This is a genomic window from Streptomyces griseofuscus (assembly GCF_014673495.1).
Taxonomy (GTDB): Bacteria; Actinomycetota; Actinomycetes; order Streptomycetales; family Streptomycetaceae; genus Streptomyces; species Streptomyces murinus.
Genome location: NZ_CP051006.1, coordinates 8,210,687 through 8,237,497, shown reverse-complemented (window position 1 = coordinate 8,237,497; position 26,811 = coordinate 8,210,687). Strand labels below are relative to the sequence as shown.

Below are 26,811 nucleotides of genomic sequence, written 5' to 3'. Positions count from 1 at the left end.
CTCAGGACTGGGGCCGCTTGCCGTGATTGGCGGCGTGGTTGCGGCGCGCCTTCTTCTTCCGGCGTCGCTTCGAGGACATACGAACCTCCTGGAGGGTGAGTATCGGGGCGAGCGTGTATGAGGTGACCGTCAGTCCTCCTCGCGCTCCATCTCCGCCTGCTCCTCCTTCACGTCCCGCCGGTCCTCACGGGTGCGCTCGGCGAGTTCCGCCTCGTCGGGCCGGCGCGGCATACCGCGGCCGTGACCGGTGTCCGGGTTTCCTTCGACCTGCTCATTGGACTTGTGGTGATGGTGCGACATGGGATCCTCCTCGGATGAGTACCCCGGGGTCGTGCCACGCCCGGACGTGATCACATGGCCGCTCCTGGGCGGCGCGAGCCAGCGATCCACGAGGGCGCTGTTCCGAGGGTCCGTAATCACTGAACCCCGCCGGGCATGCCGCCGCAAACGGAAGAGGGCCCCGACCGCTCCTCCGGCCACTCGGAGCCACCACTCGGCGCGCGACCACCTTGACCGACCTCCCGGGCGGCCCCGAGGTGGCCGCTGCGGGCGAGCGGACCCGGGCCGAGCTCGCCGCGTACATGCTGCCGGTCATCGCGACCGCCTTCTCCGCCGCCGATCACGTCGCCTTCGCGCTCGGCCGGCACTTCCGCGTGGGTGCGCTGTCGGCCGAGGCGGAGATCGAGACCGGGGTCGGCCGACTCCTGTCGGCCAACTGCCGGACGTCATGCCCGACATACGCCTCGCGGGCGGCTTCGAACCGGTCGAGGAGGGCGTCTTCGCCCGCGGACCACGGCGCCTGCCGGTGCGGTTCACGCCCGTGCCGGCCACCTGACCGGCACCGCAAGCCGCAGCCGACCGGCGGCCTGCCCGCGGCCGGTCATTCGGCCTGGGAGCGCCGCTGCCGCTCGTACTCGTCCCAGTCGGCCGGTGGATACGTCGCCTGCGGGGCGGCGAGGGCCACATCGACCGCGATGGAGATCTCCGCGTCGAAGAAGCCGAGGTCGCGGATCAACTCCATGGCCTGCACGGTCGCCTCGCCGAGCGGACGGGCCATGCGATCCGCACCGGACGGGAAGCCCACCGGGTACATCCGCGCCGTCACGAGCTCGTGCTCGGCCCGCTCGTCCATGCCGAGGGCGGAGTACCCGGCGGCCAGGGCGACCCGGGTGAGCGCCTGGGACATGGCCCCGGACATGAGCGTGACGCCGTAGAGCGTCTGCGTGGGACCGCCGGCCGTGCCATCCGCGCGCGATGCCCGATCGCACCGCTGCTCCAGGCGTTTCCGGTCCGCCTCCAGCAGCGAATGCGCCTCCTCCAGCGCACGGCCGAAACGCGTCAGCTCGGTCAGGTCAAGGGACATCTCGTTTCCTTCCCGTCAACTGGAGCGACTCTATGGGTGGTTGCGGTGCGCGCGGGAGCTGTCACGCATAGTCGGCCTGATGTGGTCACAGGGGCGGCCCCGTGCGCGATCCTCGACCGAGCGAGCGGCCCGTTCGTCTGCCACGCTGAACGTAGCTGCCGAACGGGCGACGCCGGCCTCCTCCGGAACGGAGTGGAGCCCGGAGGCGGAGCGGCTCCTCGGCCACCGGTCCCAGGAGATGGTGGGCCGGCCGCTGTCGTCGCTGCTCGTCCGACCGGACCCGTGTCCTGCACGACGACCAGGTCGCCTCCTGGGCCTTCCCCAGCGATCCGGCGATCGGTGGCCACCGCCCGCACCCTGACTGAGCGGCAGCTCGCCGGCTGGGGGCTGTGCGACCTCGTGTTCACGACGGAGATGATCGTCAGTGAGCTGGTCACCAACGCCATCCGGTACGCGCCGGGCACCATTCAGGTACGGCTGGTCCGGGACCGCTCGCCGATCTGCGAGGTCACCGACTGCAACAGCGCGGCCTCGTACGTGCGGCACCCCGGGCCGTACCCCCGACGCGGCAAGGCCATCTGGGCCGCACAGGCACTGCCCCCGGCCACGGCCGGCACCCCGCCTGCCGCCCCGGAAACCGGACAGGCGTCCTAGCCGAGCGCGGCGAAGCCCGTGCAGAGCAGGCGGATGCTTCGGCTGAACTTCTCGTCGTCACTCAGCCGAGGAATCAAGTCGCCCATGAGCAGGGGGAATCGCTCGCACAGGTCGGCGTAGCGCTCGGCGGTGACGGCCGCTGGGGCGGTCGGCTGGTTCTGTTCCTGGAGTACGAAACCGGTGACATGGCTGAGCAGGGTGTCGGCGGCGATCCCGCAGTGGGCGGCGGGCAGTCCGCCGTCGAGCAGGGTGCGCAGCAGGCGTTCCATCAGGGAGAACGCGCCGGTGCTGAGCATGCCGGGGCTCTCGGCGAGGAGTTGGGCGCCCCCGGGGTGCTCCTTGATCTGCGCGCGCAGGGCGGTGGCCTGGGCTTCGACGCGGTCCTGCCAGACGGCGGCGGACGGAAGGGCGGCCAGGGCTGCGGTGCCCGCGTCATAGGCGCGGCGGCAGACCCGGTCGGCCATCAGAGCGAGCAGTTCCTCTTTGCCGCGTACGTGGTAGTAGAGGCTGCCGGCGTGGGCGTCCAGGCGGTCGGCGACCTGGCGCATGGACAGGTTCTGGTACCCGACCTCGGCGAAGACGGCCATGCCCGCGTCGACGATGCGCTCCTTGGTGAGCTTCATGGGTGCACCGTACAGCGCTTTCCAACACCGTTCGAAAACCGTGTTAGTTTTGCGTCGTCAGGATTTCGAACGGCGTTTGAAACGTCGAAGTACGGGGGGAAGTGGCAGACATGGGGGCGATCGTCTTCAACGTGACCACGGCCGCGCTGATGGTCATGATGGTCAACTGCGGTCTCGGGGTGGTCGGCCGGGACACCCTGCGCGGGCGGCCGATCCCCTGGGCGGCGGCCGCCCTGACCGCGATCGCCGTCGGCGGCGTCCTGCTCCAGCTGGTCTGGTCCGGCGCCATGGACGCGCTGGACGCGGACCCCGCCAAGTCCGGCTGGTGGCGCGAGTTCACGTCGGTTTTCATGCAGAACGGCGGCCTTCTCGGCGCCGCGTGGAACCTCGTCACCCTGGCCGTCGTCGCCGCGCTCGCCCAGTGGTACTGGGGCGGTGCGCTGACCCTCGGCTTCTTCCTCGCCGGTATCCTGCTGCCCGGCCGGATCGACACCCTGCTCGGCTTCGGCGACGGCCCCAGCACCGACCCCCGGAACTTCGCTGGCAGCTCCGGCGCCACCTATTTCCTGGGCGCCACCCTCGCCCTGGCCTTCCTCACCCGCACCCGCCTCCCCAAGGAACTCGCCCTGGCCATCGGCGTCCCGGCACTGGGCCTTGCGATGTGGCTCATCCAGGACAACGGCCACGGCCTGGTCTCCGTCTACGGCTTCGCCCTCGGCGGAGCGGCCTGGGCGGTCCGCACCCGGCGGCGCGACGGCGGCGCGAACGCGGACCAGTCCTCGGAACGCGTCCGGCGATCAGCCCCGGACCACGCCGACGCCGCCGAGTGACATAACGGACCCCAAGTCATCGACTCGCGGTGTTCCGCGGCCCGATCGAGAAGGTCTTGAAACGAGCGGGCAGCTTTCCACCGCGCTTCGACTCGCACCGACCCGCCCGCCCCTCCATCACTCCTCTGCGGCCACTCCACGTGGCGGGCCGCAGGCCAGCAATCGGGCGGTGAAGTCCGCCAGTTGCGCCCGCATCTTCTCCCGCGGTACGCGCTCCTCTCCGGCCAGGTGCTCCACAAGGTCGGCTCGCGTCGCGGCGAGCAGGGCGTGCGCGGTGAAGTCACTGTCGGGCAGGCCGGGGATCTGCTCCAGTACGGCTTGGAGCAGGCCGTGCCACCGCCCGTAGTGCTCCGCCCGGTACGGGCTGCCGCTCCCGCCCTCCTCCAGAGCCAGCGCGAGCCGCCGGTTGTCGAGTTTGAAACACAGGACGGCGTCAAGCAGCGCGGGTACGCGATCCCGCGGTGCGGCCGTGGGCCCCAGCGGCGGCGGGCCTGCCTCGATCGCCTCCCTGATCGGTTCGAGCCGTACCTCGTACAGCGCGCGAAGCAGCCCGGCGCGATCGCCGAACGCCCGGAAGATCGTGCCCTTGCCGACGCCGGCCGCCGCCGCGACATCGGCCATCGTGACGTCCTCGGGACTGCCGCAGCGAGTGAAGAGGTCGTCAGCGGCCGCCAGCACCGCCTCCCGGTTACGGGCGGCGTCCTTGCGGGACCTGCGCTCCGTCGTGCCACTCCCCGTCATGCCACTCCTTCGTCCATGCCACTCCTCCGCATCCACGCCGCTCCCTCGTTTGCAAAGCGGACCGGTGGTCCGTATCGTCAAAACGGACCCACAGTCCGGATTCTACGAGCTGGAGGACACCCATGCCCGCACCGACTTCCCCGGCGGAGCTGTACCGCCACAGCCTGCGACTACTGCTCGACAAGGACATTCCCGCCTGGGTGGCGTTGTGGGCCGAGGACGGCCTCATGGAGTTCCCCTTCGCCCCCGACGGCTGGCCCCGGCGCCTGGACGGCAGGGAGGGCATCGCCGCCTATATGCGCCCCTATCCCGACCACATCGATCTGCACGACTTCCCCGACCTGCGGATCCATCAGACCATCGAGCCGGAGACGATCGTGGTCGAGATGCGTGGCGTCGGCCGCATGGTGGAGACCGACGCCCCGTTCGACATGACGTACATCGCCGTCGTGACCGTTCGGGACGGGCGGTTCACCTCCTACCGCGACTATTGGAACCCCCTTGCCGTCCAGCAGTCCGGCACCGACTTCACCGGGAGCAACCGATGACCACCGCCGGCACCACCTTGGTCATCGGCGCCACCGGCACCACCGGCAGCCGGACCGCCGCCCAGCTGACGGCCGCGGGCCATCGCGTCAAGGCCGCCACCCGTGGGGCCACCCCGGTCGCGGGCGCCGAGCCGGTCGCCTTCGACTGGTACGGCCCCGGCACCCACGCGGCCGCCCTCGACGGAGTCGACCGCGTCTACCTCATCCCGCCGCTGGGAGAGTCCGACCCCGCGGCGATCATGCTGCCGTTCCTCCGGCAGGCCCGCGCCGCGGGTGTGCGCCGCGCGGTCCTGCTGAGCTCCTCGGCGATCCCCGAAGGCGGCCCGGCGGTGGGATCGGTGCACCGGGCGCTGCCCGGCCTGTTCGACCAATGGGCGGTTCTACGGCCCTCATGGTTCATGCAGAACTTCACCGGCGCGCACGCGCACAGCCAGAGCATCCGCGACGAAGGCACCATCTGGACCGCCACGGGAGCCGGCCGGGTCGGCTTCATCGACGCCGAGGACATCGCGGCCGTAGCGGTCCGCGCCCTGACCGACGAGCACGCCCCCGACACCGATCTCGTCCTCACCGGACCCGAGGCACTGAGCTATGACGACATCGCCACCACCCTCACCGAGGTCACCGGGCGGCCGGTGACCCACCGCCGCCTGCCCTACGAGCAGATGCGCGACCGGCTCGCGGCGCACCTGCCGATGGAGTTCGCCGCGATACTGGCCGGCATGGACCGCGCCATCGCCGAAGGCGCGGAGGACCGCACCACCGACACGGTCCAGCGCCTCACGGGCCGGCCTCCGCGCACCTTCCGGGCCCTCCTTGAGCGGGAGACGCGTCTCGGCGCCATCGGGGCGGCGTCCCGACAGGGTGTCAGCGAGACGGCTTCGTCACCGGATCCAGGGCGGCGCGAGTAAGAGACGACGCGGTCGCCACGACACTGGCGACGGCGTCCTCCGGGTCCAGGCCGTACAGGTCGGTGAGGTTGAAGAGCGCCTCGGCGCTGACCACCACGGTGAGGCCGCGTTTCAGTTGCTCCAGCGCGGCGGGATCGATCGCCTCGGCCTGCGGGGCCAGCGCGTGGTCGATCAGCCCGAAGCGCAGACCGGGACGGGCGGACCGTTCGGGGCGGGCGATGGTCCCGGCGATCATGGCGCGGACCACGCCCTGCCGGGCCAGTACGTGCCGCAGCAGGAACTCGGTCGCGGCGGCGACGCGTTCCACCGGATCGGTGGAGTGCTCGACACCGGCGAGCGCCTCGCCCGGACCGGGGAGCTGGCCGGCGATGGCCTCCTGGAGGAGGCTGACCAGATCGGGGAAGTAACGGTAGGCCGTGGCCTCGGACACGAGGGCCGCCGCGGCGATCTCGGCCATCGTCACTTCGCGCCCGGTGCGGCTCAGTTCGGCCGCGGCCTGCACGATCGCCCGCCGGGTACGCAGCTTCTGGTTCGCGCGGCCGGTCATACCGGAAGCCGGCGAGGTCTGCGGGGACATGGATCCACCTTTCGGTCCGCGGCGGGGAGGCGTCTTTTCCTGCGATCAAGGCTTGCATCATACGATGCGACCAGCCTACTTTCATGCGAGGTAACTCTCACGAAGGAGACTGGCCATGAACAGCGTCGCGATCATCCCCCCTGACGGCGGCGAGGTGATCGAGTTGGGACCGGCGAGAGTACGCATCCTGGAGGACGGCGGCACGACCGCGCACCGTCTCGGAATCGGGGAGATCACCCTCGCCCCGCACAGCGCCGGCCCGCCCCAGCACCGCCACGCCGAACACGACGAGGGCTTCTACGTGGTCTCCGGCACGGCCCGCTTCACCGTGGGCCACGAGGAGCACGAGGCGCCCCCCGGAACGCTGGTGATGGTCCCGCCGGGCGTACCGCACACCTTCGCCAACCCGGGCGACGAACCACTGGTGATGGTCAACACCTTCACGCCCGACCTGTATGTGCAGTACTTCCGGGACCTGCGCGACGCGACGACGCGGGACGGGGAGCTGACGGGTCCGGCCACGGTACGGGTCATGGCCCGTTACGCGACCACACCGGCCACGGAGTACGACTGAGCCGTCGTTCGCGCGGGGACGCCGACCGGGCATCCCCGCACGAACGAGGTCGGCCTCAGGCCGCGGACGGCGCGTTCACCACACTGTTGGCGAAGTCGCCGATGGCACCGAGCGTGCGCCCCAGCTGCTCGATGTGCGGGAAGTGCCCGGCGTCGGAGATGGGCGTGAAGTGGCCGTTGGGGAAGGACTTGGCGTAGCCGCGACCATAGGCCGTGGAGGCGATGCCGTCCTGCTCGCCCCAGACGACCAGCACCGGCACCTCGACGCGGTGCAGGCGCCCGCGCAGCTTCGGGTCGTACGAGAACTCCTCGCCCCCGTAGACCGCCAGGGTCCGCTGGTTGGCGGCCCCCTGCGCCCGCTGCTCGTCGGTGAAGGAGGAGAAGTCGGGGCGGAAGGCCGGGTTGGCGAACGACAGTTGAGCGAGCTCGGCCGGCGCCAGGGTGCGGGCGTCGATGACCGCGTTCTTCTTCTGCACCGCGTGGATGCCCACCGCGTTGAGCAGGGTGAGACTGCCTATGCGGCCCTTGGTGTCACGCAGGGCCATCTCGGAGGCGACCCAGCCGCCGATCGAACTGCCGATCACCATGACCTCGTTCAGCCCGAGGATGTCGAGCAGGTCCAGATAGGCGACGGCCAGATCGGCCGGCGAGTCGACCCACTCCGGACGAGGCGTCCCCTGGAAACCCGGGTGCGTCGGAACGACGGTGTACGCGTGCTCGGTCAGCGCCTCGGCCAGCCCGGTCATCGTCCGGGGGCCCGCACCACCGTGCAGCAACAGGAAACCCCTGCCCTCGGCACTGCTTCCGCGCTCTTCGATGGTCACAGAGAGACCTCCGGGGAGGTCGACGGTGCGGGTGTTGCTGGTGGGAACAGGGGAGGTCATTGATGCGCCCTTCGTGAGAACCAACTCTCACGAATATAGGTTGGTCGCATCACTCGTGCAAGTGAACTCTCATGACGAGAGGGTGCATCCCTGCATGAGGGCACACTTCCCCCCTCCGTGTCCGAGCAGGTGAGTGAGCCCGGCCGACACCGGTGGCGGTGGAAGGATTTCTCCCAGGCGTAGGCGGGGCACTCCGCCTCGGTCGCATGGACGAGACGCGTCAACGCCTCGATCTCGCGGTCGATCGCACCTGAATCGAGGAGTACGGCCAGTCGCCCAGCCGGCCGAGCGGTGGGGGCGCGTCGGAACCTCGGCTCGGGGCCCCACGGCACTGGCCCCTCCTGGCTCTGTGGCGGTCGCCTGCCGTGAAGGTCGGCTTCGGCAGCGCGGTGTCAGGCGCGGAGCAGGTCGGTCGAGACGGCCCAGAGGCGTTCGGCGGTGGCGGGGTCGAGTGCCCATTGCTTGACTCCGTGCGGGTGCTGGGCGAGGTCGGCGTCGTCCGGCACGGTGTAGGCCTCTTGCGCGTCGTCGAGGTAGTGGCCTCCGGTGTGGGCGAACTCGGGGGCGACGGCCGCGACGACGGTGGTGGCGGCCCCCTGCTCGACCGTCTTGTAGGTGAAGACCCCGGCGGCCTCGGCCGCGTCGAGCGACTCACGCTGTTCCGGTGTGAAGTTCCGCTGGAGTCCTGTCGCGACGCCGCCGGGGTTCACCGTGTTGGCGACGATGCCGTCGGGCGCCCAGCGGCGGGTCGCCTCGACGGCGAAGAGCGAGTTCGCCGTCTTGGACTGAGCGTAGGCGATCTGCGGATCGTAGTCGCGGCGCTCGAAGTGGAGGTCGTCGAAGTCGATGCCGGAGCGCATGTGCGCCGTAGAGCTGACCGAGACGATCCGCGCTCCGTCCCGGTCGGCCGCCCCAAGGGCCAGGGCGTCATGGAGGCCGGCGGCCAGGGCGAAATGACCGAGGTGGTTGGTCGCGAACTGCAACTCCCAGCCCTCCTGCGTGCGTTCGAGGCCGCCGGTGACCAGGCCGGCGTTGTTGATCAGGAGGTGCAGCGGGCCGCGCCACGCGTCCACGAATCGGGGGACGGAGCTCCGGTCGGCAAGGTCGAGCCGGACGACCCGGGGCGGGATCCCCCCGGTCGACCTCGCGATCGTCTCGGCGACGGCCGCCCCCGCGGTCGTGTTCCGGACGGCGAGTGTCACTTCCGCCCCGGCGGCGGTCAACGCCCGAGCCGTCTCGACCCCCAGCCCGGAAGAAGCTCCCGTCACGATCGCACGGACACCGGCGAGGTCGACGTCGCGCAGCACCTCCTCCGCGGTGGTGGATGCGGTGAAGGGCGTGGAGATGAGTGGGTGAGCGGCCATGGCGGTGACTATACAAACTAGACGTGACTTGTATAGTCCGCCTCTCGCTCATATGCTCGTCCCATGAGCAGTCCCGATGCCGGCCACCCGCCGTCGACAGCCGCCGATACCGACCGCCGGGCCCTGGTTCTGGATTCCGCGATGGCCACGTTCGCGCGATTCGGCTACCGGAAGACCTCGATGGAGGAAGTGGCGCGGGCGGCGCGCATCTCCCGGCCCGGGCTCTACTTTCTCTTCTCCTCGAAGGAGACCCTGTTCCGTGCCGCGGTGACCCAGGCCCTGGAGCGGGACATCGCAGCGGTCGAACAGGTGCTGGCCGACTCCGCCCGGCCGCTTCGAGAGCGTCTGCTCGAAGCGTTCGACCACTGGGCGGGCCGCTATGTCGGACCGCTGGCGCAGGACGTCACGGCGGTGATCGAGGACAACCCCGAACTCCTCGGCGAGATCGTGGAATCCGCGCCGCGACGGTTCGAGGAACTGATCACGGCCGCCATCGCCGTGGAGTCGGGGCGGGACGCGGCCCCCTCGGTCGCGCAGACGATGATCAGCGCGTCGATCGGCCTCAAGCATCAGGCCGCGTCGCGGGAGTTCTACCGCGACCGGATGAAGGTCGCCGTCGAACTCCTGGTGCGCGGGAAGGGTTCCCGGACCACGTGCCGGACCCCGTGATCGGTGTGCACGAAAACGGCTCCTCCCGGGCACCCGCATCCCATGACGTCTTCGTGGAGCAGGCCGAGCCGTTCGAACTCCGGGCGCACGTCCCGTCCTCGTGGTCGCCCGGCCCGGGCCGGGTGTGCGCTGGTGTCGCTCCTCGCGTTGGCGGCCTGCGGCCACGGCGGTGATCGGACGGTGCCGGGTGCCGTGCCGGGCGAACGCGGAGGGACCTTCCACAAGGCCGCTCTCGCGGACGGCAGCCGACTCGTCATCACCACGCAGGGCGGCGTGCGGGTCGTCGGCACGGACGACGGCAGCGTGTCGGTGGACGGCGCGACGCTCGCCCGCTGGGACGGGGACGGCAGCACGCACACCCTTGACCTGCCCTGCGACCAGGGCGACGACCGGGCCAGGGACAACTGCGGCGGGATGCCGCTGATCCAGGTGCCCATCGGTGTCACGCTCACCGTGCGGGCCCACGACGCCGGGATCGATGTGAGCGATGTGCGGGGCGAGTTGCGCCTCAGCACGGTCAACGGCGATGTCACCGTGCAGGATTCGGGCACCAAGGGGGCCCACCAGCACCTGGTGACCCGTAACGGTTCCGTCCGGGCCACCGGCCTGGCGGCGCGCGAGGTGGGAGCCGAGACGGTCAACGGTGACGTCGACCTGCTGTGCACGACCTCGCCCGACGCGCTCGACGGTGTGACCAGGAACGGCTCCGTGCGCGTGACCCTTCCGGCGGGCGCGCCGCCGTACGCGACCGACGCGAGCACCGTCAACGGCCGCTCCACCGTGGACGTTCCCGCCGCCGGCTCCGCCGGCCACCCGCGTCGGCTTGCTCTGCGCACCGTCAACGGCGACACCGAGGTCCACCGGGGGTGACCCGCGCGGCCGTCATCCGCCCGCTCGCGCCCACGCAGGACACCGTCCGGGACAACGGCTGGATTCCGCCGCTTCAGACGTCATCGCCGTACCGATCGACTCGTACACGCGTTTGACCGCCCGGGGTCGGGTCACACGGATCGGGCAGCCCCCGTCGCTGCCGGGCGCGGTGTCGACGGGATCGATCGGGACTGAGGGACAAGGGGTTGGTCGTGATGACCGTGGCGACGCAGGGCGGTGGCGGTGGCGGTTCCAGTGGCCTCTACGACGTGCTGGAGCTGATTCTCGACCGTGGGCTGGTGATCGACGCTTTCGTGCGGGTCTCCCTCGTCGGTATCGAGATCCTCAAGATCGACATTCGGGTCGTGGTCGCCAGCGTCGACACATATCTGCGCTTCGCCGAGGCGTGCAACCGCCTGGACCTGGAATCGGGGCCGCGAAAGCCGGCCGGTCTCACCGAACTCCCCGGGCAGCTCAAGGGATCCGGCGGGCGCGGTATGGCCAAGGGTGTCCTGTCCGGTGCCGCGGAGGCGATGTCGGACGCCTTCCACCAGGCGCGGGGCGAGGGCCGGTCCCGGCGCGGATGACGCGTGGGGGCGCCGTACCGCGGATCAGATGCGGAAGAGCGAACCCACGAACTCCGTCAGCATCCGCTCCTTCAGCCGGGGCGGCAGCGCGTCCAGCAGGGCCAGTACCGGTGCCGTCCGGGTCGGCAGGCCCCCTGCGCCGTCCAGCCCGGCGAAGGCCAGGAAACCCGCCACGTCCTCGGGGGTGAGGGTGTCGGGGTCGAGCGTGGCGCCCAGTTCGACAAGCGCCGGGTCCACGATGACCGGCTCGCACGCGCGCGCCGCCGTCAGTGCCTCGGCCAGGTCCGCGAGCAGTGGTTCGACCCGGTCGCTGGTCGCCGGGGTCAGTGTCAGGTGCAGGTTCGGCGGGAGGCCGTCGCAGGAGAGCTGCGGCTGGAGGTACCAGCCGCGCTCCCGCATCTCGTCCGCCAGGTGCAGCACCAGCCCCAGATCGGGTGTGCCGGCCGAGCTGTGCACGGTGAACGCGATCAGGCTGCCCGCGGGGTCGCCGAGCACCCGGATGCCGTCCAATGACCGCAGACCGGGGAGCAGTTGGTCGGCGGCCAGCGCCACGCGGCGGGCCAGGGCGGTGTATCCGTCGTGGCCGAGGTGGTGCAGCACCGCCCATGCCTGTGCCAGCAGCCCACCGGACTTGGTGCCCTGCACGGTGGGGTTGACCACCGGATAGCCGGGCCAGCCCGCGTACGCGAAGTACTGGTGGCGGCGCAGTTCGGCGTCCCGGTACAGGACGACCGAGGCGCCCTTGTGGGCGTAGCCGTACTTGTGGAGGTCCACCGAGATCGAGGTGACGCCGGGGACCGAGAGCCCGAACGGTTCGATCGGGAGGCCCACGCGGGCGAGGAACGGCAGGAACCACCCGCCTATGCACGCGTCGACATGGCACAGCACGCCCCGTGCCTCGGCGGCCGCGGCGATCTCGGCCACGGGGTCGAGCACCCCGTGCGCGTACGACGGTGCCGACGCGACCACCAGGGCGGTCCGTTCGGTGATCGCGTTCGCGACGGCCGGGGCGTCGGCGCGGAAGGTCAGCGGGTCGACCGGGACCACCACCGGCTCAAGACCCAGGTAGTGGGCCGCCTTGTGGAAGGCCGCGTGGGCCGTCGACGGCAGCACCAGCTGCGGCCGGGTCACTCCGCGCGCGGAACGGGCATGGCCCCGGGCGGCCTTGACGGCGAGCAGGATCGACTCGGTGCCGCCGCTGGTGAAGCTGCCCTGTGCGCCGGGCACTCCCAGGATCGCGGAGACCGCGCCCACCACGTCGTTCTCCAGCCGGGCCACGCTCGGGAAGACCGTCGGGTCCAGGCCGTTGACCGTGGCGAACACGCCGTACGCGGCCTCGGTCAGCTCGTCCAGGTCGGGCAGCCCCGCGTCGTAGACGTACGCGAACGTCCGGCCGCCCCGGGTCGGCGCGTCCGCCGCGCGCAAGTCCCGCAGTTCGGCCAGCAGTTGCTCGGCCGGCCTGCCCGGGGGCAGCGCGGAGGCGGGGCGTACAGCGGAGACGGTCGGCTCGGTGGGCTCGGCGGCGGACTCACGGGGCACGGTCAGTTCCTGTCTGTCTCGGGCGCGAGGGCCGTTTCCGTGCGCGCAAGGGCGTGGGAAGCGCGGCGCAGCGTCAGGGGTATCGCCAATTCCCCGTCCGCACAAGGTGATCGGCACGGTCATGTCCGGCGGAGCCGCGTCGCGCTCACTTTCCGCCGAGGTCCTCCAGCACCTCCCGGGCCGCCCGCGCGCCGGAGGCGAGGGCGCCCTGGACGGAACCCGTTCCCCGGTGATCCCCGCAGACGTAACGCCCGTTGCCGGTACGGCACGTTCGGGTCAGCGGCCAGGGCGGCGGCATGGCGGGCAGCGCGTCCTCGATGGTGCGCGCGACCAGCAGGTCCCAGCCGGTGGTGTCGGTGCCGTACATCTCGGACAGGGCCGCGGCCACGGCCGAGCGTCCGGGCTCGGTGTCGTCGCCCAGCACGGAGGTGGCGACGAGGGCACTGCCGCGCGGCGCGTATTCGGGCGCGACCTCGCTGAGGACGCAGGTGTTCAGCACGCGGCGGCGGGTGTCGACCAGCAGGACGGGCTGCCGCAGGGGGGAGAGCGGGGCGACGTGGTAGTACGTGGTGACCGTGCGCCGGGCGGGCACGTCGAGGCCGGGCAGCATGCGGGCGGCGGCACCGGCGCCGGTCGCCACCACGACGGCGCGCGCCGGCAGTTCCGTGCCGTCCGACATGAGTACGGCACCGTCCGCGAGCCCGGACACGGGTGCGCCGAGCCGTACGGTGCCCTCCGGCAGGGCCGCGGCCAGGGCGCGGGGCACGGACTGCACGCCGAAGGCCGGCAGGCACAGGGCGCCGCGCAGCATGCTGCGCCACACGAGGTGGAACACCCGGCTGGACGTCTCCAGTGTGTCCTCCAGGAAGACCCCGGCGAGGAAGGGCCGGAAGAAGTCCTCCACGAACGGTTCGGAGAAGCCCGCGTCGGCCAGCGCGGTGCGGGTGGTGTACTCGGGTGCGTGCTTGATCGTCCGGGCCGGGGCGAGCGCGTCGCGGGCGCCGAGCGCGGCCAGTGCCGCCAGGTCGCGCGGCCGGGCGAACCGCCCGGAAAGCAGCGAGGCCACCGCGTCGGGGCAGCGGCGCGGGTCGGCCAGCAGCACCCGCCGGTCACCGGTGTGCACCAGGACGCCCGGCAGGAAGGGGCGCGGGTCGACGAACCGCGCGGGCAGACGGCGGCGCAGCTGCGGATAGGCGGGGTTGACGACCTGGAAACCGCGGTCCACCGTGAAGCCGTCCACACGGTCCGTCCGCATCCGGCCGCCCACCGCGTCGTCCGCCTCCAGCACGCTGACGCCGAGCCCGGCGGCGGCCAGGTCGCGGGCACAGGCCAGCCCGGCGACCCCGGCGCCCACCACGACGACGTCCGCTGCCACGGCTGCGTCCACCACGGCCATCACCTCTCCTCGCTCCTCAAGAGCCGACCGCCGGCACGCGTCCGGGCACCGGCACCGCCCTCGCTCCTGACAGCGGCCACGTCCACCAGCGCCCACTGCCCCTCCACACTTCCCCGTCGGCGCCCGCCGCGGATGCGTCTGCACCAGAACGGGCGAACACCGGCGGCTCGCCGCATCCGTGACCGGCCGCCGGGGCGAATCCGTTCGAGACTCACCTCAGCGGAAGTGGAAGCGAGCCCATGCAGACCTCGATCGTCCTGTTCACCTGCGACCTGCGCCTGTCGGACCACCCGCCGCTGCGCGCGGCCGTGCACGGCGGAGGCCAAGTGGTCCCGCTCTTCGTCCGGGATCCGGCCGTGGACCGAGCGGGGTTCGCCGTGCCGAACCGGCTCGCGTTTCTCGCCGACTGCCTGCGGGACCTGGACGCCGGACTGCGCGAGCGGGGCGGCCGGCTGGTGCTGCGCGAGGGCGACACGGTCACGGAGGTGTGCCGGGTGGCCGCCGAGGCGGATGCCGACGAGATCCACATGGCGGGCGACACGAGTGCCTTCGCGTGCGTGCGCGAGCGGCGGTTGCGACGGGCCCTGGAGGCCGACGGGCGGCGCCTGTACGTGCACGACACGGTGGGCACCGCCGTGGCCCCGGGCGCGGTGACGCCGGCCTCCTCCGACCACTTCGCGGTGTTCACGCCGTACTTCCGGCGCTGGTCCGAACAGTCCCTGCGGGGCGTGCTGGACGCACCGCGCGCGATCACCGTGCCGGCGGAGGTGGGGTCCGCCCCGCTGCCGGAACGTGGCGAGGTCAGCGGCGTGTCGCCGCAGCTGTGCGCGGGTGGTGAGACGGAGGGCCGGCGCCGGTTCACCGCGTGGCTGCGCTCCGGTGTGCACACGTACGCGTCACGGCACGACGACCTGGCGGGCGACGCCACCTCCCGGCTCTCCCCCCATCTGCATTTCGGCACGCTGTCACCGGTGGAGGTGGTCTGCCGGGCCCGCGCGACCGGCGGCGCGGACGCGGAGGCGTACGTGCGGCAGATCGCCTGGCGCGACTTCCATCGACAGGTGCTCGCCGCGCGCCCCGACGCCGCCGCGCACGACTACCGCACGCACCGCGACCGGTGGCGGGACGGGAAGGACGCGGCGGCGGAGGCCGCGGCGTGGCGGCAGGGCCGCACCGGCTATCCGCTGGTGGACGCGGCGATGCGGCAGCTGCGCCAGGAGGGCTGGATGCACAACCGGGGGCGCCTGCTGACGGCGAGCTTCCTCACCAAGACGCTGTACCTCGACTGGCGGCTGGGCGCCCGGCACTTCCTGGACCTGCTGGTCGACGGCGACGTGGCGAACAACCAGCTGAACTGGCAGTGGATGGCCGGCACGGGCACCGACACCCGGCCGAACCGGGTGCTCAACCCCCTCGCCCAGGGCAAGCGCCACGACCCGGACGGAGCCTATGTGCGGCGGTGGGTGCCGGAACTCGCGAATGTCGAGGGAGCCGCCGTGCACGAGCCGTGGAAGCTTCCGGAGCCGGAACGCTCACGGACCGGCTATCCGGAACCGGTCGTCTCCCTGGCTGAGGGCCTGGAGCGCTTCAAGCGGGCCCGAGGGCGTTCCTGAGGCCGCCGCAAGGCCGCCCGCCGGTCCCGGCCGGCACCGCAACCGCACCAAGCGAAAGGCAGCTCGATGACCGCCCCGCACTGGCTCTTCGGCGACCAGCTCGGCCCGCACTTCCTCACTCCGGACGGCGCGGACGGACCTGGTCGCGGGGCCCCCGTGGTGATCATCGAGGCCAGGTCGGTCTTCCGGCGGCGCCGCTTCCACCGGGCCAAGGCGCACCTGGTGCTCTCCGCGATGCGGCACCGCGCGGCGGAACTGGGCGAGCGGGTGACGTACGTACGGGCCGAGACCTACCGCGAGGGCCTGCGCCTAGCGGTGGGGGACGCCCCGGTCACGGTGTGCCATCCGACCTCGTACGCTGCGCTCCGGCTGGTGCGGTCGCTGCCGCGGGTGCGGGTGCTGCCCGCACGGGGCTTCCTGGTGGCACACGCGGAGTTCGCCGGCTGGGCCGAGGAGCGCGGGGAACGGCGGCTGCGCCAGGAGGACTTCTACCGCTGGGTGCGCCAGGGGCACGACCTGCTGATGGACGGCGACCACCCGGCGGGCGGCCGCTTCAACCACGACCACGACAACCGCGAGCCCCCGCCGGGCGGCGCCCGGGAACTCGAGGTACCGGCTCCGTACCGTCCGCGTGAGGACGGCATCGACGCGGAGGTGCGCGAGGACCTCGACCGGTGGGAGCGCGACAGCGACGTGCGCTTCGTCGGCCGGGACGGCCCCCGCCGCTTCCCCGCCACCCGGCGGGAGGCGCTGTCGGCCCTGCGGCGTTTCGTGGCACACCGGTTGACGTCCTTCGGGCCGTACGAGGACGCGATGCTGACTGCTGATCCTGTGATGAGCCACAGCCTGTTGTCGTCCTCGCTGAACCTGGGGCTGCTGCACCCGGCGGAGTGCGTGGAGCGGGCCGAGCGAGCCTGGCGGGAGGGCGCCGTACCGGTGAACAGCGCGGAGGGCTTCGTGCGGCAGGTCGCGGGCTGGCGGGAGTACGTCTGGCAGCTGTACTGGCACTTCGGCGAGGACTACCGGCGCCGGAACGCGCTCGGACATACGGCGGAACTGCCCGACTATTTCGCCGAGTTGGACGCGGACGCGGTCACCGCGCACTGTCTGGCCACCGTGCTCTCCCAGGTGCGCGACACCGGGTGGACACACCACATCCCCCGACTGATGGTGCTGGGCAGTCACGCGCTCCAGCGCGGCTGGGACCCGGGCGCGGTGACCGACTGGTTCCACCGCTGCTTCGTCGACGGCTACGACTGGGTGATGGTGCCGAACGTGGTGGGCATGTCCCAGTACGCGGACGGCGGCAGGATGACCACCAAGCCGTACACGTCGGGCGGCGCCTACATCCACCGGATGAGCGACCTGTGTGACGGGTGCGCCTACCGGCCCACCGAACGCACCGGCCCGCGCGCCTGTCCCTACGCCGCCGGGTACTGGGCCTTCCTGCACCGGCACCGGCGGCTGCTGTCCGGTAACGCCCGTGTGCGGCGTGCGGTGCAGGGCCTGGACCGGCTCGGTGACCTGGACGAGGTGCTGCGGCAGGAGCGGCGGCGGGCCGGTGAGGTGCCCTGAGGGCGGCGGAGACGTGAGCGCCGGGGACGTGAGCGTCTGCTCACCCTGCGGTGCACAGCGTGCGCAGCGCCTCCACCGCCTGTGCCAGTCCGGCCGGTCTGAGGACGCCGGCCGGCTGGGACGGGCTCCAGCCGGGGCCGCCCAGCAGCACCGCGGGGCCGCGCCGGGTGCCCTTCATGCCCCACCGCGTCGCGGCGATGTCCCGGGCCAGCGCGGGGGCCGCCCGTGCGCTCTCCTGGGCCCACAGCACGACCGCCACGGGGCCCAGTCGGCGCACGGCCGCGTCCAGCGCCTCGGCAGGCACCGCCGCCCCCAGCATGCGTGCCGGCAGCCCCGCACGGCCGAGGGCCGCGTGCAGCGCCTCCAGGGGCAGGGTGTGCTGCTCGCCGGGTACACAGGCCAGCAGGACGCAGCCGGTCGCCGGGGAGACCGGGTCGGCGGCGGACGGCGCGCAGCGGCGCAGCACCGTGGAGACATGCCAGGAGAGCAGGTGCTCCACCTCCACGTACCGGTCGCCCGAAGAGGCCCAGCGGCGTCCCACGGCATGCAGGGTGGGGACCATCACCTCATGCCAGGCCGCGACCACGCCGTGGCGCTCGACGGCGGCGGTGAGCTGCTTCTCGAGCGCGGGAGCGTCCAGCCGTACGGCGGCACGCGCCAGGCCGCGGCACTCCTGGCGCACATCGCCGAGGGGCAGAGCGCCGGCGGCCCGGGATCGCCCGGTGGGCGGTGCGGGCGCCGGAGCAGCGGCGTCCGCTGCCGCGAGGAGCGGGCGGGCGGCGGTCCCGAGGACGGTGCGGGCCGCGTCGGCGGGCGGGACGCCGGTCGCCGTCAGACGGCACATCTCCTCGACCGTCGCCACGTCGGCCGCCGTCCAGCGGCGGTGGCCGCCCCCGGTGCGTGCGGTCGGTCCGATGCCGTAGCGGCGGTCCCACGAACGCAGGGTCATGGGCGACACGCCGAGGCGGCGGGCCAGCACGCCCGTGGTCAGGCCGGCGTCGCCCGGTACGGCGGGCGCGGCCGCGGGTGGTGGTACGGAGGAGTTCACGGCGGTCAGGGGTTCCCTTCTTCCTGGAGGCGGCGCGACGAACCGGCCGGTCAGCGGGCTCGCTCCCCGGCCTCGACGTCCAGGTTCCCCGCCAGGCGCAGCAGCCCACGCCGGGCGTGACTCTTGACCGTACCCAGCGGCCATCCCGTCACATGGGCGATCTGCGTCTGTGTCAGGTCGCCGTAGAAGGCCAGGCACAGGACCCGCCGCTGGACCTCGGGCAGCCGGCGCAGCTCCCGGGTGACGTCCACGCGGATCAGGACGGCGTCCTGTGCGGACGACCGGTCCTGCGGGCGGGCCGACTCGCGCGCCGCCGCGACGGCGGTGTCCGAGCGCCGGGTACGGGCCGTCAGCGCGTCGGCGATCTTGCGCCGGGCGATGCCCACGAGCCAGGCGGCCAGCGGCCCACGGGCCGGACGGTATCCGTGGCGGCCGCGCCAGGCGGCGAGGAACACCGTCTGGGTGACGTCCTCGGCCTCCGCGCCGTCCCCCAGCGACTGCCGCGCAAGCGACAGGACGAGGGGGGCCCAGCGGCGGTAGACCGCCTCCATGCCGTCCTCGTCCCCGGCCAGGAAGCGCGAGACCAGGTCCTGCTCCGGGTCCGCCGTGGGCGCGAGCGGGATTTCGGTGACAGCGGGTGCGGTCATGGGGCCAGCTCCTTGTGCGGGTGGATCCTGCCTCAGGGCCACGCTCCGTCCGGCGCCCGCGTCACGGCAACTCGCATCGGATCTGCATCGGATCGGTGCGGACGCGGGCGCCCCGCGTCCGTCAGGCGCGGTCCTGGTCCGGCAGGGCGACCGACCGCCCCGCCGCCGCGGTGCGGCCGTCCGCCTCCGCGGGGCCGGGCCCGGTGGGCCACCACACCCGGTCCCCCGCGTCCCGCACGAGCGCCGGCACCAGCAGGGAGCGCACCACCAGGGTGTCCAGCAGCACCCCGAAGGCGACGATGAAGGCGATCTGAACCAGGAACGCCAGAGGGATCACACCGAGCGCGGCGAAGGTGGCCGCGAGGACCACTCCTGCGGAGGTGATGACTCCGCCGGTGGTGACGAGCCCGCGGCGGATGCCCTCGCGGGTCCCGTGCCGCAGCATCTCCTCGCGGACCCGGGACATCAGGAAGATGTTGTAGTCGACGCCCAGGGCGACCAGGAAGACGAACCCGTACAGCGGCACCGACGGATCGGTGCCACTGAGGCCGAACAGGTCGCGGAAGACCAGCGCCGCCACCCCGAGGGTCGCCGTGAAGTTGAGGGCGACGGTCAGCACCAGCAGGACCGGCACGGCGAGGGAGCGCAGCAGCAGCACGAGGATGATCAGGATGACGGCGAGCACCACCGGGACGATGACCATGCGGTCGCGTTCGGCCGCGCGCAGGGTGTCGTACTGCTGCGCCGTGTAGCCGCCGACCCGTGCGTGCGCGCCGGGCAGCGCGTGCAGCGCCGTGCGCATCCGGGCCACGGTGTCACGGGCGGTCTGGGTGTCGGGTGCCGCCTTCGCGGTCGCTTCGAACCTGACCCTGCCGTTCACCGCCTGGGGATCGGCGGCCGGGCGGCCCTGGGCGCCGGTCGCGGTCACCGCCGCGACGCCCGCGGTGTCGCGTACGGTGCGCTCCACACGGTCGGCGGAGGCGGCGTCGGCGATGACCACCACAGGGGTGCCCGCACCGGCCGGGAAATGGCGGGCCAGGGTCTGCTGCGCGGCGACTGACGGTACGTGCCGTACGAACGTCTCGTCCAGCGGCACGCCCCGCGAGTCCAGGGTGAGGGCGCCCGCCGAGCAGACGAGCAGTCCGGTCAGGGCGAGCGCCCACACCCGGCGCGGCCTCCGGTCGACCAGGCCGGCGACGCGCTGCCACAGACCGTTGGTCCCGGCCGCGCTCCCGGGCCTGGCCGGCCAGTAGGCGCGGCGACCCAGGAGGGCCAAGGCGGCGGGCAGGAAGGTGAGCGCGCTCAGGGCGGCGCAGGCGATGCCGACGGCGCCGACCGGTCCGAGGGCCCGGTTGTTGGTGAGGTCGCTCAGCAGCAGGGCGATCAGCCCGAGGGCGACGGTGCCCGCGCTGGCAAGGACGGCCGGTGCCGAGCGGCGTACGGCGGCTCGTGCGGCTTCGTACCGGTCCCGGCCCACGGTGAGTTCCTCCCGGCAGCGGGCGGTGACCAGGAGCGCGTAGTCCGTCGCGGCACCGATGACGAGGATCGAGAGGATGCCCTGCACCTGGCCGTCGACGCGGACCAGGCCGTGGTCGGCCAGGGCGTAGACGACGGCGCAGGCCAGTCCCAGCGCGAACACCGCACCGGCGATGACCACGAGCGGCAGCAGCAGGGAGCGGTAGACCAGCAGCAGGATGAGGAGCACCGCGGCCAGGGCGACCGCGAGCAAGACCCCGTCGATGCCGGAGAAGGCGTCCGCCAGATCGGTCTGGGTCGCGGCCGGCCCTGCCAGCCGTACCTGGGTGCCGGGCACCTTCTCCGCCGCTGCCCGCACCCGTTCCAGCGTGGGCGCGAGCCGGTCGCCCAGTTCGGGACGCAGCGGCACGACGGCCTGGAGGGCGGCGTGGTCGCGCGAGGGCAGGGCGGGCGAAGGGGATCCGGCCATGCCGGGTTCACCGGTGAGCCCGGCCATCACCGCCGTGGCCGTCCGCTGCCGCCCGCTGACGGCCTTCCCGTCGTCGGCGGTCCACAGCACGATGACCGGCAGGGTCTCGCGCTGCTGGAAGGCGGACTGCTCGCGCAGGACTCGGGTGGACTCGGCGCTGCGCGGCAGGAAGGCGGCCTGGTCGTTGGTGGCGACCTCGCCGAGCCGACCGGCGAAGGGCCCGAGCAACGCCCCGACCACCAGCCATACGGCGATCAGTGTGATGGGGACGAGGCCGCGGGGCGGGCGGTGCGCGGGTGTCATGTGACTCCTCGGAGTCGGAACGGACGGCTAAGAACCTCGACAATGAACAATCTCAATGGTCAAGCAATATCTCATTGAAATGTCACAGGGCTCTTCCCCGGATGCCCATGGATCGGATGCACCTGCCGCCGAGATCGCGTCGAACCGCCTCAGCGGTCGGCGGCCAGCCCGGGGACCTCGGCGAGGGCGTCGTTCAGGGCGGCAAGGAACCGCAGGACCACCGTCAGCTCGTGCTCGTCGAAGTCCGCACCGGACCGGATCAAGGCGTCGGCGAGGGGACGGAAGTGGGTGCGGGCTGCGGCGCGGGCGGCGGCGGCGTAATGGAGGTGCACCACCCGGCGATCGGTGTCCTCGCGCACCCGGCGGACCTGACCGGCGCGTTCGAGCCGGTCGACGCAGGCGGTGACCGCACCGGAGGTCAGGCCCAGCACGGCGCGCAGCCCGGTGGGTGTCATCGGCTCGGGCGCGTCGAGGATGGCGGCCAGCGCCTGGACGTCGGTGACATGCAGGTTCTGCCGGGCGGCGTACTGCTGGATGACCCGGCCGACCTCACCGTGCATGCGACGCAGCTGTACCGCGAAGGCCGCCAGGTCGCCCGAGAACGGCGGGAGGCCATCGGCGGACGCGCCCTCGGCGGCGCCACCCGCGGCCGCGGCGCGCGGGCCGCCGACGGCAGGGGGCACGCCGTCGGCGGCCCCACCCTGCGGTCGCGCCCGGTGCCCTCCGCTCGTCTCCGTGTCCATCGGCGCATCGTACCGGGGCGGGCACGGATCTCCGCTGGGCCGCATCCGCATCCGGTGCCACGGCCGAACAATGCGGACGGCCGGACCTCTTGTCGGGAGGAGAAGTCATGGAGACGACGGAGCGGAAGCCCCTGTGCCTGGTGACCGGAGCCACCGGCTACATCGGCGGCCGGCTCGTGCCCGAACTGCTGGCAGCCGGGTACCGGGTGCGCTGCCTGGCCCGCTCGCCGGGAAAGCTGCGGGATCACCCCTGGGCCGGGGAGGTGGAAGTGGCCGGCGGGGACGTCACCGACGCCGAGTCGGTCCGGGTGGCGATGCGAGGGGTCGCCGTCGCCTACTACCTCGTGCACGCACTGGGCACCGGAAGGGGTTTTGAGGACACCGATCGCGAGGGCGCCCGGGTCTTCGGCGCGCAGGCCGCGGACGCCGGTGTGCGCCGCATCGTGTACCTCGGCGGCCTGACTCCCGCCGGAGTGCCCGAGCACGAGCTGTCCCCGCATCTGCGCTCCCGGTCCGAGGTCGGGCGCATCCTGATGGCGAGCGGGGTGCCGACGACGGTGCTGCGCGCGGCGGTGATCCTCGGGTCGGGCTCGGCGTCCTTCGAGATGCTGCGCTATCTGACCGAGCGGCTTCCGGTGATGGTCACCCCGAGCTGGGTGCGCACCCGCATCCAGCCCATAGCGGTCCGGGACGTGCTGCGCCTGCTGGTGAAGAGCGCCCTGATGCCCGCCTCGGTGAACCGCGCCTTCGACATCGGCGGCCCGGACGTGCTGACGTACCGGGACATGATGATGCGCTACGCCGCGGTGGCCGGGCTGCCCCGGCGCGTGATCCTGCCGGTGCCGGTGCTCACCCCTCGGCTGTCCAGCCACTGGGTCGGCCTGGTCACCCCGGTTCCCGCGTCCATCGCCCGGCCGCTCACGGAGTCGTTGCGCCACGAGGTGGTGTGCCGGGAGAACGACATCACCCGTCATGTTCCCGACCCTCCCGGTCACCCCGTCGGCTTCGACGAGGCGGTACGGCTGGCGCTCAAGCGCGTACGGGACGCCGATGTCACCACCCGCTGGTCCTCCGCCTCGGTGGCCGGTGCCCCCAGCGACCCACTGCCCACCGATCCCGACTGGGCGGGCGGCAGCCTCTGCACCGATCTGCGGGAATGTCCGGCCGACGCGCGGCCCGAGGACCTGTGGCGGGTGATCGAGGGCGTCGGCGGGGAGAACGGCTGGTACTCCTCGCCCCTGGCCTGGTCGGTTCGAGGCGTCGCAGACCGGCTCGTGGGCGGTGTGGGGCTGCGCCGCGGACGCCGGGACGCGCGCATGCTGCGCGTGGGCGACTCGGTGGACTTCTGGCGGGTGGAGGAGATCGAGCCGGGCCGGCTGCTGCGGCTGCGCGCGGAGATGCGACTGCCCGGACTGGCGTGGCTGGAGATGGGCGTCGACCGGGACGGGAACGGCCGCACCCGTTACCGCCAGCGCGCTCTGTTCCACCCGCACGGTCTGCTCGGTCAGATCTACTGGTGGGGCATCTCCCCCTTCCACGCTGTCATCTTCGGCGGCATGGCCCGCAACATCGCCCGCGCGGCCGAGCGGGCGGACGGGACGCCCTCCCCGGACCCCGCGGCCGCGTCGGCGATCCGGCCGGCCGGGTGAGGGCCGGTCTCCGTCCGCAGGGGTGGCATAAGGCCGGACTCGCCGGGAATCCGATCGGTCGGGCTCGTCAGGCAGCCCGGCACTTCGGCTTTCTGTCCCGTTGGGGGGATTCGGCGTGATACTCGACGGTGTACCGGCACCCCCTGCCCACGGCACCACATTCGACGCGGCGGCACGCAAGCAGCGCCTGCGCCGCCGGCTGGAGCGGCTGATCGGCGTGGCGGCCACCGAAGGAAACGAGCTCGTGCCGCTGCGCAACGGTGACGCGATCTTCCCCGCGATGCTCGGGGCGATCCGCGCGGCCCGGCACACCATCGACATGATGACGTTCGTGTACTGGCGGGGGCAGATCGCCCACGACTTCGCCTACGCCCTGGCCGAGCGCGCCCGCGCGGGGGTGCGGGTACGGCTGCTGCTCGACGGGTTCGGCGCCAAGAAGATAGAGCGGAGGCTGCTGGACCTCATGAGCGCCGCGGGCGTGCAGGTGGCGTGGTTCCGCAGGCCCGTGCGGCTGTCGCCGTTCAAGCAGAACCACCGCTGTCACCGCAAGGCCCTCGTCGTCGACGAGGAGACCGCCTTCACCGGCGGTGTCGGGATCGCGGAGGAGTGGTGCGGCGACGCCCGTGACGCAGCCGAGTGGCGCGACACCCATGTGCGGGTGCGCGGCCCGGCCGTGGACGGTATCGCTGCGGCGTTCGCGCAGAACTGGGCGGAGTGCCATGACGAACTCTTCGACGACCGCGACCGATTCACGGAGCAGCCACAGCCCGGCTCGGCGGTGGTGCAGGTCGTCCGTGGCTCCGCGAGCATCGGCTGGCAGGACATGCAGACCCTCATCCGCGTCATGCTCGCCTCCGCTCAGGAGCGCTTCCGACTGGCCACCGCCTACTTCGCCCCTGACACCTACTTCATCGACCTGCTGTGCGCGACCGCCCGTCGCGGTGTGCGGGTCGAGATCCTGCTGCCCGGCCCGCACACCGATCAGCGCGCCTGCCAGCTCGCCGGTCAGCATCATTACGCGCGTCTGCTGCGGGCCGGTGTGCGCATCCGTCAGTTCCAGCCGACCATGATGCACGCCAAGATCATCACCGTGGACTCGGTCGCCGCCCTCATCGGGTCCACCAATTTCAACCGCCGCTCGATGGACCACGACGAAGAGGTCATGCTCGCCGTCCTGGACGAGGAGTTCACCGCGGCACTCGACCGTGACTACGACGCGGATCTGAAACGCAGCACGGAGATCGACCTCGGCCGCTGGAGACGCAGGGCGGCGCTGCAACGTGCCAAGGAGGTCGCGGTCACCCCGCTCCGGCGCTTCCTGTGATCGTCGCGGCCCGGGTGCGAGGATGTCAGGCGACGCGGGCCAGGGGAGGGCATTCCCAGGTCGCGTCGATCACCGCCGGGCTGGGCCGGTACATGCGCAGGGCCACGAACCAGGTGCCGTCCGCCGCGGTGGGCAGCCAGTTGGCCTCCTTGTCCTCCTCGGGCCGCTCGCGCTGGAGGTGAAGGGTCAGTCCGCCGTCCGCGTCCCGCCGCAGTCCGGCGCTGCGGTCGCCCACCGAGTAGCGGTCGGCCGGGTTGGGGACGAGGTTCATGTCCTCCCCGTAGGCGGTCAGTGACCAGAAGGCGTCCACCGGGGGCAACGCGTCGCCGGGGAAACGCAGTTCGTACCGGCCGCCGGACTCCAGCTTGTCGCCGTTCGCGTCCTCGAAATTGAGCAGGTAGACCGCTTCGGCGGGGTCGTTGGCGGCGACGCCGATCAGCGACTGATCGGCGGCACGTTTGAGGAAGTCGTCGCCGAAGCGTCCCATCTCCGGCGGCGGATAGCGCCAGCCGTGGACGAGTTCGGCCCAATCGCCGCTGAGGATCTGCTGCTTGAGCAGCGGCACACCGACGGCGGCGGCCCGCGCCAGGCTGCGTCTGACGGCCTCCGGCTGGGCCTCGACGTCGAGGCCGGGGCCGATGCCGATCTGGGCGAACTGCTGGAGCAGGACCCGGTGACGGGAGGGCGGAGGATTCTCGGCCAGCATCAGATTGAGGGTCTTCCAGGGCCCCAGCGGATCCTCCTCCACAGGGACGGGCACCAGGACGTCGCGGCTCTCGGGGACCTCCGCGTCCTTCTTGCCGAACAGGCTGAGCGGGGTGAGCCGGTACTGCTCCTGGAGCGCCCGGACGCGGGGCACGTCGTCCGGGCCGTCGACCAGGGTGCGGCCGAGGATGAGCACCCAGGGGCTCGGCGCCTTCTTCACGTGCCTTACTCCGGCGGGGAGTTTGCCCTTCCAGCCCGGGCCGACGAGGGCGAAGCCGCCCGCGTCGGAACCGGTGGTGCGCTGACCGACGTAGTCGAAGTTGTCGGAGGTGATCCCCACCAGTTCGAAGGTGAAGTACCGCTCGCCCATGTCCGGATGGGACAGGATGACCGGCTCGTCGCCCAGATACACCCAGGCCGTCGAGTACAGGGTGTCGTTGTTGGGGCATCCGCCGTCGCGGTACGTCGCGTCCAGCAGGCGCTCGGCATGCCAGAAGTGGTTGACGGGCGCGTACGGGATCGTGGCCGGGTTCCGTGGCCGCGTCACCCAGTCGTGCCTCAGCCGGGCGTTGTAGATGTACGGGAACCCGTAGACGAACGCCTGCTCGCCGAGGGTGTACGCGTACTCGCCGCGCCAGTCGTCCATGCGGCCCGTCAGGATCGGTTTCACCGCGTGACCGAGCGCGGGCACGATCTCGGGCAGGTGGCGTGCGCGGTCGATCGTGGCCCTCGGGTGGAGGGCCGCGTGTCCGGCGGCCCGTGCCACCGTGACGGCCGCGCCCGCGACGTCCTCGGGGATGCGCCGCCAGGCGGGGCTCTGGCTCTGCGATGGTTCGGACATGTCGACACCACTTCGCTCAACCGTATGAGTGCCCGGTCACGCGTATGGAAGTACCCGCTCGCGTTAAGCACCCGGTCGCGAGCGCCTTGCCGCTCCTCCCCCGACGACCATTGTGCTCCGCGTCGCCGGGCGCCGCAGCCGGGCGGGAACGAGGCAGGCCGACGCGTTGACCAGGGCGGGGTGTTCGTCGCCTCGGGCTTCGAGATGCGCTCACCCGCATCCGCTGGATACGCTCGCTGGGCAGCCGGGGAATGGCCGAGGGCCGGGGCGCGGCAGCCGCCCACCCCGT

The 26,811-nt window shown here is 72.3% G+C and carries 27 protein-coding genes and 1 pseudogene; 13 read left to right on the top strand and 15 right to left on the bottom strand.

All coding sequences use genetic code 11. The features are described 5' to 3' along the window. Position 1: 1 nt before the first annotated feature. Together HEP81_RS42860 and HEP81_RS37395 are read right to left on the bottom strand one after the other, a co-directional pair. Complete coding sequence (locus tag HEP81_RS42860; RefSeq protein ID WP_466384113.1) at positions 2–79, bottom strand: 50S ribosomal protein bL37; 78 nt, start codon at positions 77–79, stop codon at positions 2–4. Between the two features lie 50 nt (positions 80–129). Beyond that, positions 130–300, bottom strand: a complete 171-nt coding sequence (locus HEP81_RS37395; RefSeq protein WP_164932471.1) for a hypothetical protein — start codon at positions 298–300, stop codon at positions 130–132. Positions 301–599: 299 nt separating this feature from the next. Here HEP81_RS37395 and HEP81_RS37390 point away from each other — a divergent pair. Then, positions 600–835 (top strand): annotated as a pseudogene (locus HEP81_RS37390) (cytochrome P450); the annotation flags it as partial. A gap of 45 nt (positions 836–880) precedes the next feature. On the opposite strand, the gene HEP81_RS37385 reads toward HEP81_RS37390, so the two are convergent. Then, positions 881–1,363: a hypothetical protein gene (locus HEP81_RS37385; protein WP_037656810.1), complete on the bottom strand. Its 483-nt coding sequence runs from the start codon at positions 1,361–1,363 to the stop codon at positions 881–883. A gap of 339 nt (positions 1,364–1,702) precedes the next feature. Between HEP81_RS37385 and HEP81_RS37380 the strand changes: the two genes are divergently transcribed. Then, positions 1,703–2,017 carry an ATP-binding protein gene (locus HEP81_RS37380; protein ID WP_037656811.1) on the top strand — a complete coding sequence of 105 codons (315 nt, stop codon included), beginning with the start codon at positions 1,703–1,705 and terminating at the stop codon, positions 2,015–2,017. Here HEP81_RS37380 and HEP81_RS37375 read toward each other — a convergent pair. Then, a complete protein-coding gene (locus tag HEP81_RS37375; protein WP_037656812.1) occupies positions 2,014–2,640 on the bottom strand; it encodes a TetR/AcrR family transcriptional regulator in 627 nt (208 codons plus the stop codon). The genes HEP81_RS37380 and HEP81_RS37375 overlap by 4 nt on opposite strands. A 110-nt stretch (positions 2,641–2,750) precedes the next feature. On the opposite strand from HEP81_RS37375, the gene HEP81_RS37370 reads away from it, so the two are divergent. Beyond that, positions 2,751–3,470 carry a hypothetical protein gene (locus tag HEP81_RS37370; protein ID WP_051850217.1) on the top strand — a complete coding sequence of 240 codons (720 nt, stop codon included), beginning with the start codon at positions 2,751–2,753 and terminating at the stop codon, positions 3,468–3,470. 117 nt (positions 3,471–3,587) lie between these two features. Here HEP81_RS37370 and HEP81_RS37365 read toward each other — a convergent pair whose 3' ends face one another. Beyond that, complete coding sequence (locus tag HEP81_RS37365) at positions 3,588–4,211, bottom strand: TetR/AcrR family transcriptional regulator (RefSeq protein WP_037656814.1); 624 nt, start codon at positions 4,209–4,211, stop codon at positions 3,588–3,590. Positions 4,212–4,333: 122 nt separating this feature from the next. On the opposite strand from HEP81_RS37365, the gene HEP81_RS37360 reads away from it, so the two are divergent. Next, positions 4,334–4,759 carry a nuclear transport factor 2 family protein gene (locus HEP81_RS37360; RefSeq protein ID WP_037656816.1) on the top strand — a complete coding sequence of 142 codons (426 nt, stop codon included), beginning with the start codon at positions 4,334–4,336 and terminating at the stop codon, positions 4,757–4,759. Continuing rightward, the gene (locus tag HEP81_RS37355) at positions 4,756–5,670 is read left to right on the top strand and encodes an NmrA family NAD(P)-binding protein (protein ID WP_190276070.1); all 915 of its coding nucleotides are present in this window, start codon (positions 4,756–4,758) and stop codon (positions 5,668–5,670) included. Before HEP81_RS37360 ends, HEP81_RS37355 begins: the two co-directional genes overlap by 4 nt. Here the strand turns inward: HEP81_RS37355 and HEP81_RS37350 are convergent. Next, positions 5,627–6,247 (bottom strand): TetR/AcrR family transcriptional regulator, encoded by a 621-nt coding sequence (locus HEP81_RS37350; protein ID WP_051850218.1) that lies wholly within the window; start codon positions 6,245–6,247, stop codon positions 5,627–5,629. The genes HEP81_RS37355 and HEP81_RS37350 overlap by 44 nt on opposite strands. Positions 6,248–6,362: 115 nt before the next feature. On the opposite strand from HEP81_RS37350, the gene HEP81_RS37345 reads away from it, so the two are divergent. Next, on the top strand, positions 6,363–6,821 hold the full coding sequence (locus HEP81_RS37345) for a cupin domain-containing protein (RefSeq protein WP_037656818.1): 459 nt from the start codon (positions 6,363–6,365) through the stop codon (positions 6,819–6,821). A 55-nt stretch (positions 6,822–6,876) separates the two neighbouring features. Here HEP81_RS37345 and HEP81_RS37340 read toward each other — a convergent pair whose 3' ends face one another. Together HEP81_RS37340 and HEP81_RS37335 are read right to left on the bottom strand one after the other, a co-directional pair. Continuing rightward, entirely contained in the window at positions 6,877–7,644 is a 768-nt protein-coding gene (locus tag HEP81_RS37340) for an alpha/beta fold hydrolase (protein ID WP_037656869.1), read from the bottom strand. Between the two features lie 452 nt (positions 7,645–8,096). Continuing rightward, positions 8,097–9,068 carry an SDR family NAD(P)-dependent oxidoreductase gene (locus HEP81_RS37335; protein WP_037656821.1) on the bottom strand — a complete coding sequence of 324 codons (972 nt, stop codon included), beginning with the start codon at positions 9,066–9,068 and terminating at the stop codon, positions 8,097–8,099. A gap of 63 nt (positions 9,069–9,131) precedes the next feature. On the opposite strand from HEP81_RS37335, the gene HEP81_RS37330 reads away from it, so the two are divergent. From HEP81_RS37330 to gvpJ, 3 genes are all read left to right on the top strand, one after another. Next, positions 9,132–9,737: a TetR/AcrR family transcriptional regulator gene (locus tag HEP81_RS37330; RefSeq protein ID WP_051850220.1), complete on the top strand. Its 606-nt coding sequence runs from the start codon at positions 9,132–9,134 to the stop codon at positions 9,735–9,737. Between the two features lie 132 nt (positions 9,738–9,869). Further along, a complete protein-coding gene (locus HEP81_RS37325; protein ID WP_243279727.1) occupies positions 9,870–10,607 on the top strand; it encodes a DUF4097 family beta strand repeat-containing protein in 738 nt (245 codons plus the stop codon). 215 nt (positions 10,608–10,822) lie between these two features. Beyond that, a complete protein-coding gene (gvpJ, locus tag HEP81_RS37320) occupies positions 10,823–11,194 on the top strand; it encodes a gas vesicle protein GvpJ (protein WP_037656873.1) in 372 nt (123 codons plus the stop codon). A gap of 24 nt (positions 11,195–11,218) precedes the next feature. On the opposite strand, the gene HEP81_RS37315 is transcribed toward gvpJ, so the two are convergent. Then, complete coding sequence (locus HEP81_RS37315; protein WP_037656875.1) at positions 11,219–12,667, bottom strand: pyridoxal phosphate-dependent decarboxylase family protein; 1,449 nt, start codon at positions 12,665–12,667, stop codon at positions 11,219–11,221. Positions 12,668–12,878: 211 nt separating this feature from the next. Beyond that, the gene (locus tag HEP81_RS37310) at positions 12,879–14,129 is read right to left on the bottom strand and encodes an NAD(P)/FAD-dependent oxidoreductase (protein ID WP_037656825.1); all 1,251 of its coding nucleotides are present in this window, start codon (positions 14,127–14,129) and stop codon (positions 12,879–12,881) included. Between the two features lie 239 nt (positions 14,130–14,368). Here HEP81_RS37310 and HEP81_RS37305 point away from each other — a divergent pair, with 239 nt between their 5' ends. Both HEP81_RS37305 and HEP81_RS37300 read left to right on the top strand, forming a co-directional pair. Next, a complete protein-coding gene (locus HEP81_RS37305; protein ID WP_037656826.1) occupies positions 14,369–15,742 on the top strand; it encodes a cryptochrome/photolyase family protein in 1,374 nt (457 codons plus the stop codon). Positions 15,743–15,808: 66 nt separating this feature from the next. Then, on the top strand, positions 15,809–17,317 hold the full coding sequence (locus tag HEP81_RS37300; protein WP_037656827.1) for a cryptochrome/photolyase family protein: 1,509 nt from the start codon (positions 15,809–15,811) through the stop codon (positions 17,315–17,317). A gap of 40 nt (positions 17,318–17,357) precedes the next feature. Here HEP81_RS37300 and HEP81_RS37295 read toward each other — a convergent pair whose 3' ends face one another. The 4 genes from HEP81_RS37295 to HEP81_RS37280 all read right to left on the bottom strand — a co-directional run bounded on the left by HEP81_RS37295 (position 17,358) and on the right by HEP81_RS37280 (position 22,003). Continuing rightward, positions 17,358–18,365, bottom strand: coding sequence for a MerR family transcriptional regulator (locus HEP81_RS37295; RefSeq protein ID WP_051850221.1), 1,008 nt, complete (start codon positions 18,363–18,365; stop codon positions 17,358–17,360). A gap of 50 nt (positions 18,366–18,415) precedes the next feature. Next, complete coding sequence (locus tag HEP81_RS37290; protein ID WP_051850222.1) at positions 18,416–19,012, bottom strand: RNA polymerase sigma factor; 597 nt, start codon at positions 19,010–19,012, stop codon at positions 18,416–18,418. 121 nt (positions 19,013–19,133) lie between these two features. Beyond that, complete coding sequence (locus tag HEP81_RS37285; RefSeq protein ID WP_037656829.1) at positions 19,134–21,260, bottom strand: MMPL family transporter; 2,127 nt, start codon at positions 21,258–21,260, stop codon at positions 19,134–19,136. A 149-nt stretch (positions 21,261–21,409) separates the two neighbouring features. After that, the gene (locus HEP81_RS37280) at positions 21,410–22,003 is read right to left on the bottom strand and encodes a MarR family winged helix-turn-helix transcriptional regulator (RefSeq protein ID WP_078967416.1); all 594 of its coding nucleotides are present in this window, start codon (positions 22,001–22,003) and stop codon (positions 21,410–21,412) included. 107 nt (positions 22,004–22,110) lie between these two features. On the opposite strand from HEP81_RS37280, the gene HEP81_RS37275 reads away from it, so the two are divergent. Together HEP81_RS37275 and HEP81_RS37270 are read left to right on the top strand one after the other, a co-directional pair. Further along, the gene (locus tag HEP81_RS37275; RefSeq protein ID WP_037656831.1) at positions 22,111–23,652 is read left to right on the top strand and encodes an SDR family oxidoreductase; all 1,542 of its coding nucleotides are present in this window, start codon (positions 22,111–22,113) and stop codon (positions 23,650–23,652) included. A 115-nt stretch (positions 23,653–23,767) separates the two neighbouring features. Beyond that, a complete protein-coding gene (locus tag HEP81_RS37270; RefSeq protein ID WP_037656832.1) occupies positions 23,768–24,976 on the top strand; it encodes a phospholipase D-like domain-containing protein in 1,209 nt (402 codons plus the stop codon). A gap of 25 nt (positions 24,977–25,001) precedes the next feature. Here the strand turns inward: HEP81_RS37270 and HEP81_RS37265 are convergent, their stop codons facing one another. After that, complete coding sequence (locus HEP81_RS37265; RefSeq protein WP_051850223.1) at positions 25,002–26,522, bottom strand: DUF1254 domain-containing protein; 1,521 nt, start codon at positions 26,520–26,522, stop codon at positions 25,002–25,004. Positions 26,523–26,811: the final 289 nt, after the last annotated feature.

Excerpts from the sequence above, each read along its gene's own strand:
- HEP81_RS37370 (WP_051850217.1), top strand. The coding sequence starts at position 2,751 with ATGGGGGCGATCGTCTTCAACGTGACCACGGCCGCGCTGATGGTCATG.
- HEP81_RS37360 (WP_037656816.1), top strand. The coding sequence starts at position 4,334 with ATGCCCGCACCGACTTCCCCGGCGGAGCTGTACCGCCACAGCCTGCGA.
- HEP81_RS42860 (WP_466384113.1), bottom strand. The coding sequence starts at position 79 with ATGTCCTCGAAGCGACGCCGGAAGAAGAAGGCGCGCCGCAACCACGCC.
- HEP81_RS37275 (WP_037656831.1), top strand. The coding sequence starts at position 22,111 with ATGGAGACGACGGAGCGGAAGCCCCTGTGCCTGGTGACCGGAGCCACC.
- HEP81_RS37280 (WP_078967416.1), bottom strand. The coding sequence starts at position 22,003 with ATGGACACGGAGACGAGCGGAGGGCACCGGGCGCGACCGCAGGGTGGG.
- HEP81_RS37355 (WP_190276070.1), top strand. The coding sequence starts at position 4,756 with ATGACCACCGCCGGCACCACCTTGGTCATCGGCGCCACCGGCACCACC.
- HEP81_RS37285 (WP_037656829.1), bottom strand. The coding sequence starts at position 21,260 with ATGACACCCGCGCACCGCCCGCCCCGCGGCCTCGTCCCCATCACACTG.
- HEP81_RS37290 (WP_051850222.1), bottom strand. The coding sequence starts at position 19,012 with ATGACCGCACCCGCTGTCACCGAAATCCCGCTCGCGCCCACGGCGGAC.
- HEP81_RS37385 (WP_037656810.1), bottom strand. The coding sequence starts at position 1,363 with ATGTCCCTTGACCTGACCGAGCTGACGCGTTTCGGCCGTGCGCTGGAG.
- gvpJ (WP_037656873.1), top strand. The coding sequence starts at position 10,823 with ATGACCGTGGCGACGCAGGGCGGTGGCGGTGGCGGTTCCAGTGGCCTC.
- HEP81_RS37330 (WP_051850220.1), top strand. The coding sequence starts at position 9,132 with ATGAGCAGTCCCGATGCCGGCCACCCGCCGTCGACAGCCGCCGATACC.
- HEP81_RS37395 (WP_164932471.1), bottom strand. The coding sequence starts at position 300 with ATGTCGCACCATCACCACAAGTCCAATGAGCAGGTCGAAGGAAACCCG.
- HEP81_RS37350 (WP_051850218.1), bottom strand. The coding sequence starts at position 6,247 with ATGTCCCCGCAGACCTCGCCGGCTTCCGGTATGACCGGCCGCGCGAAC.
- HEP81_RS37375 (WP_037656812.1), bottom strand. The coding sequence starts at position 2,640 with ATGAAGCTCACCAAGGAGCGCATCGTCGACGCGGGCATGGCCGTCTTC.
- HEP81_RS37305 (WP_037656826.1), top strand. The coding sequence starts at position 14,369 with ATGCAGACCTCGATCGTCCTGTTCACCTGCGACCTGCGCCTGTCGGAC.
- HEP81_RS37310 (WP_037656825.1), bottom strand. The coding sequence starts at position 14,129 with ATGGCCGTGGTGGACGCAGCCGTGGCAGCGGACGTCGTCGTGGTGGGC.
- HEP81_RS37300 (WP_037656827.1), top strand. The coding sequence starts at position 15,809 with ATGACCGCCCCGCACTGGCTCTTCGGCGACCAGCTCGGCCCGCACTTC.
- HEP81_RS37335 (WP_037656821.1), bottom strand. The coding sequence starts at position 9,068 with ATGGCCGCTCACCCACTCATCTCCACGCCCTTCACCGCATCCACCACC.
- HEP81_RS37365 (WP_037656814.1), bottom strand. The coding sequence starts at position 4,211 with ATGACGGGGAGTGGCACGACGGAGCGCAGGTCCCGCAAGGACGCCGCC.
- HEP81_RS37265 (WP_051850223.1), bottom strand. The coding sequence starts at position 26,522 with ATGTCCGAACCATCGCAGAGCCAGAGCCCCGCCTGGCGGCGCATCCCC.
- HEP81_RS37345 (WP_037656818.1), top strand. The coding sequence starts at position 6,363 with ATGAACAGCGTCGCGATCATCCCCCCTGACGGCGGCGAGGTGATCGAG.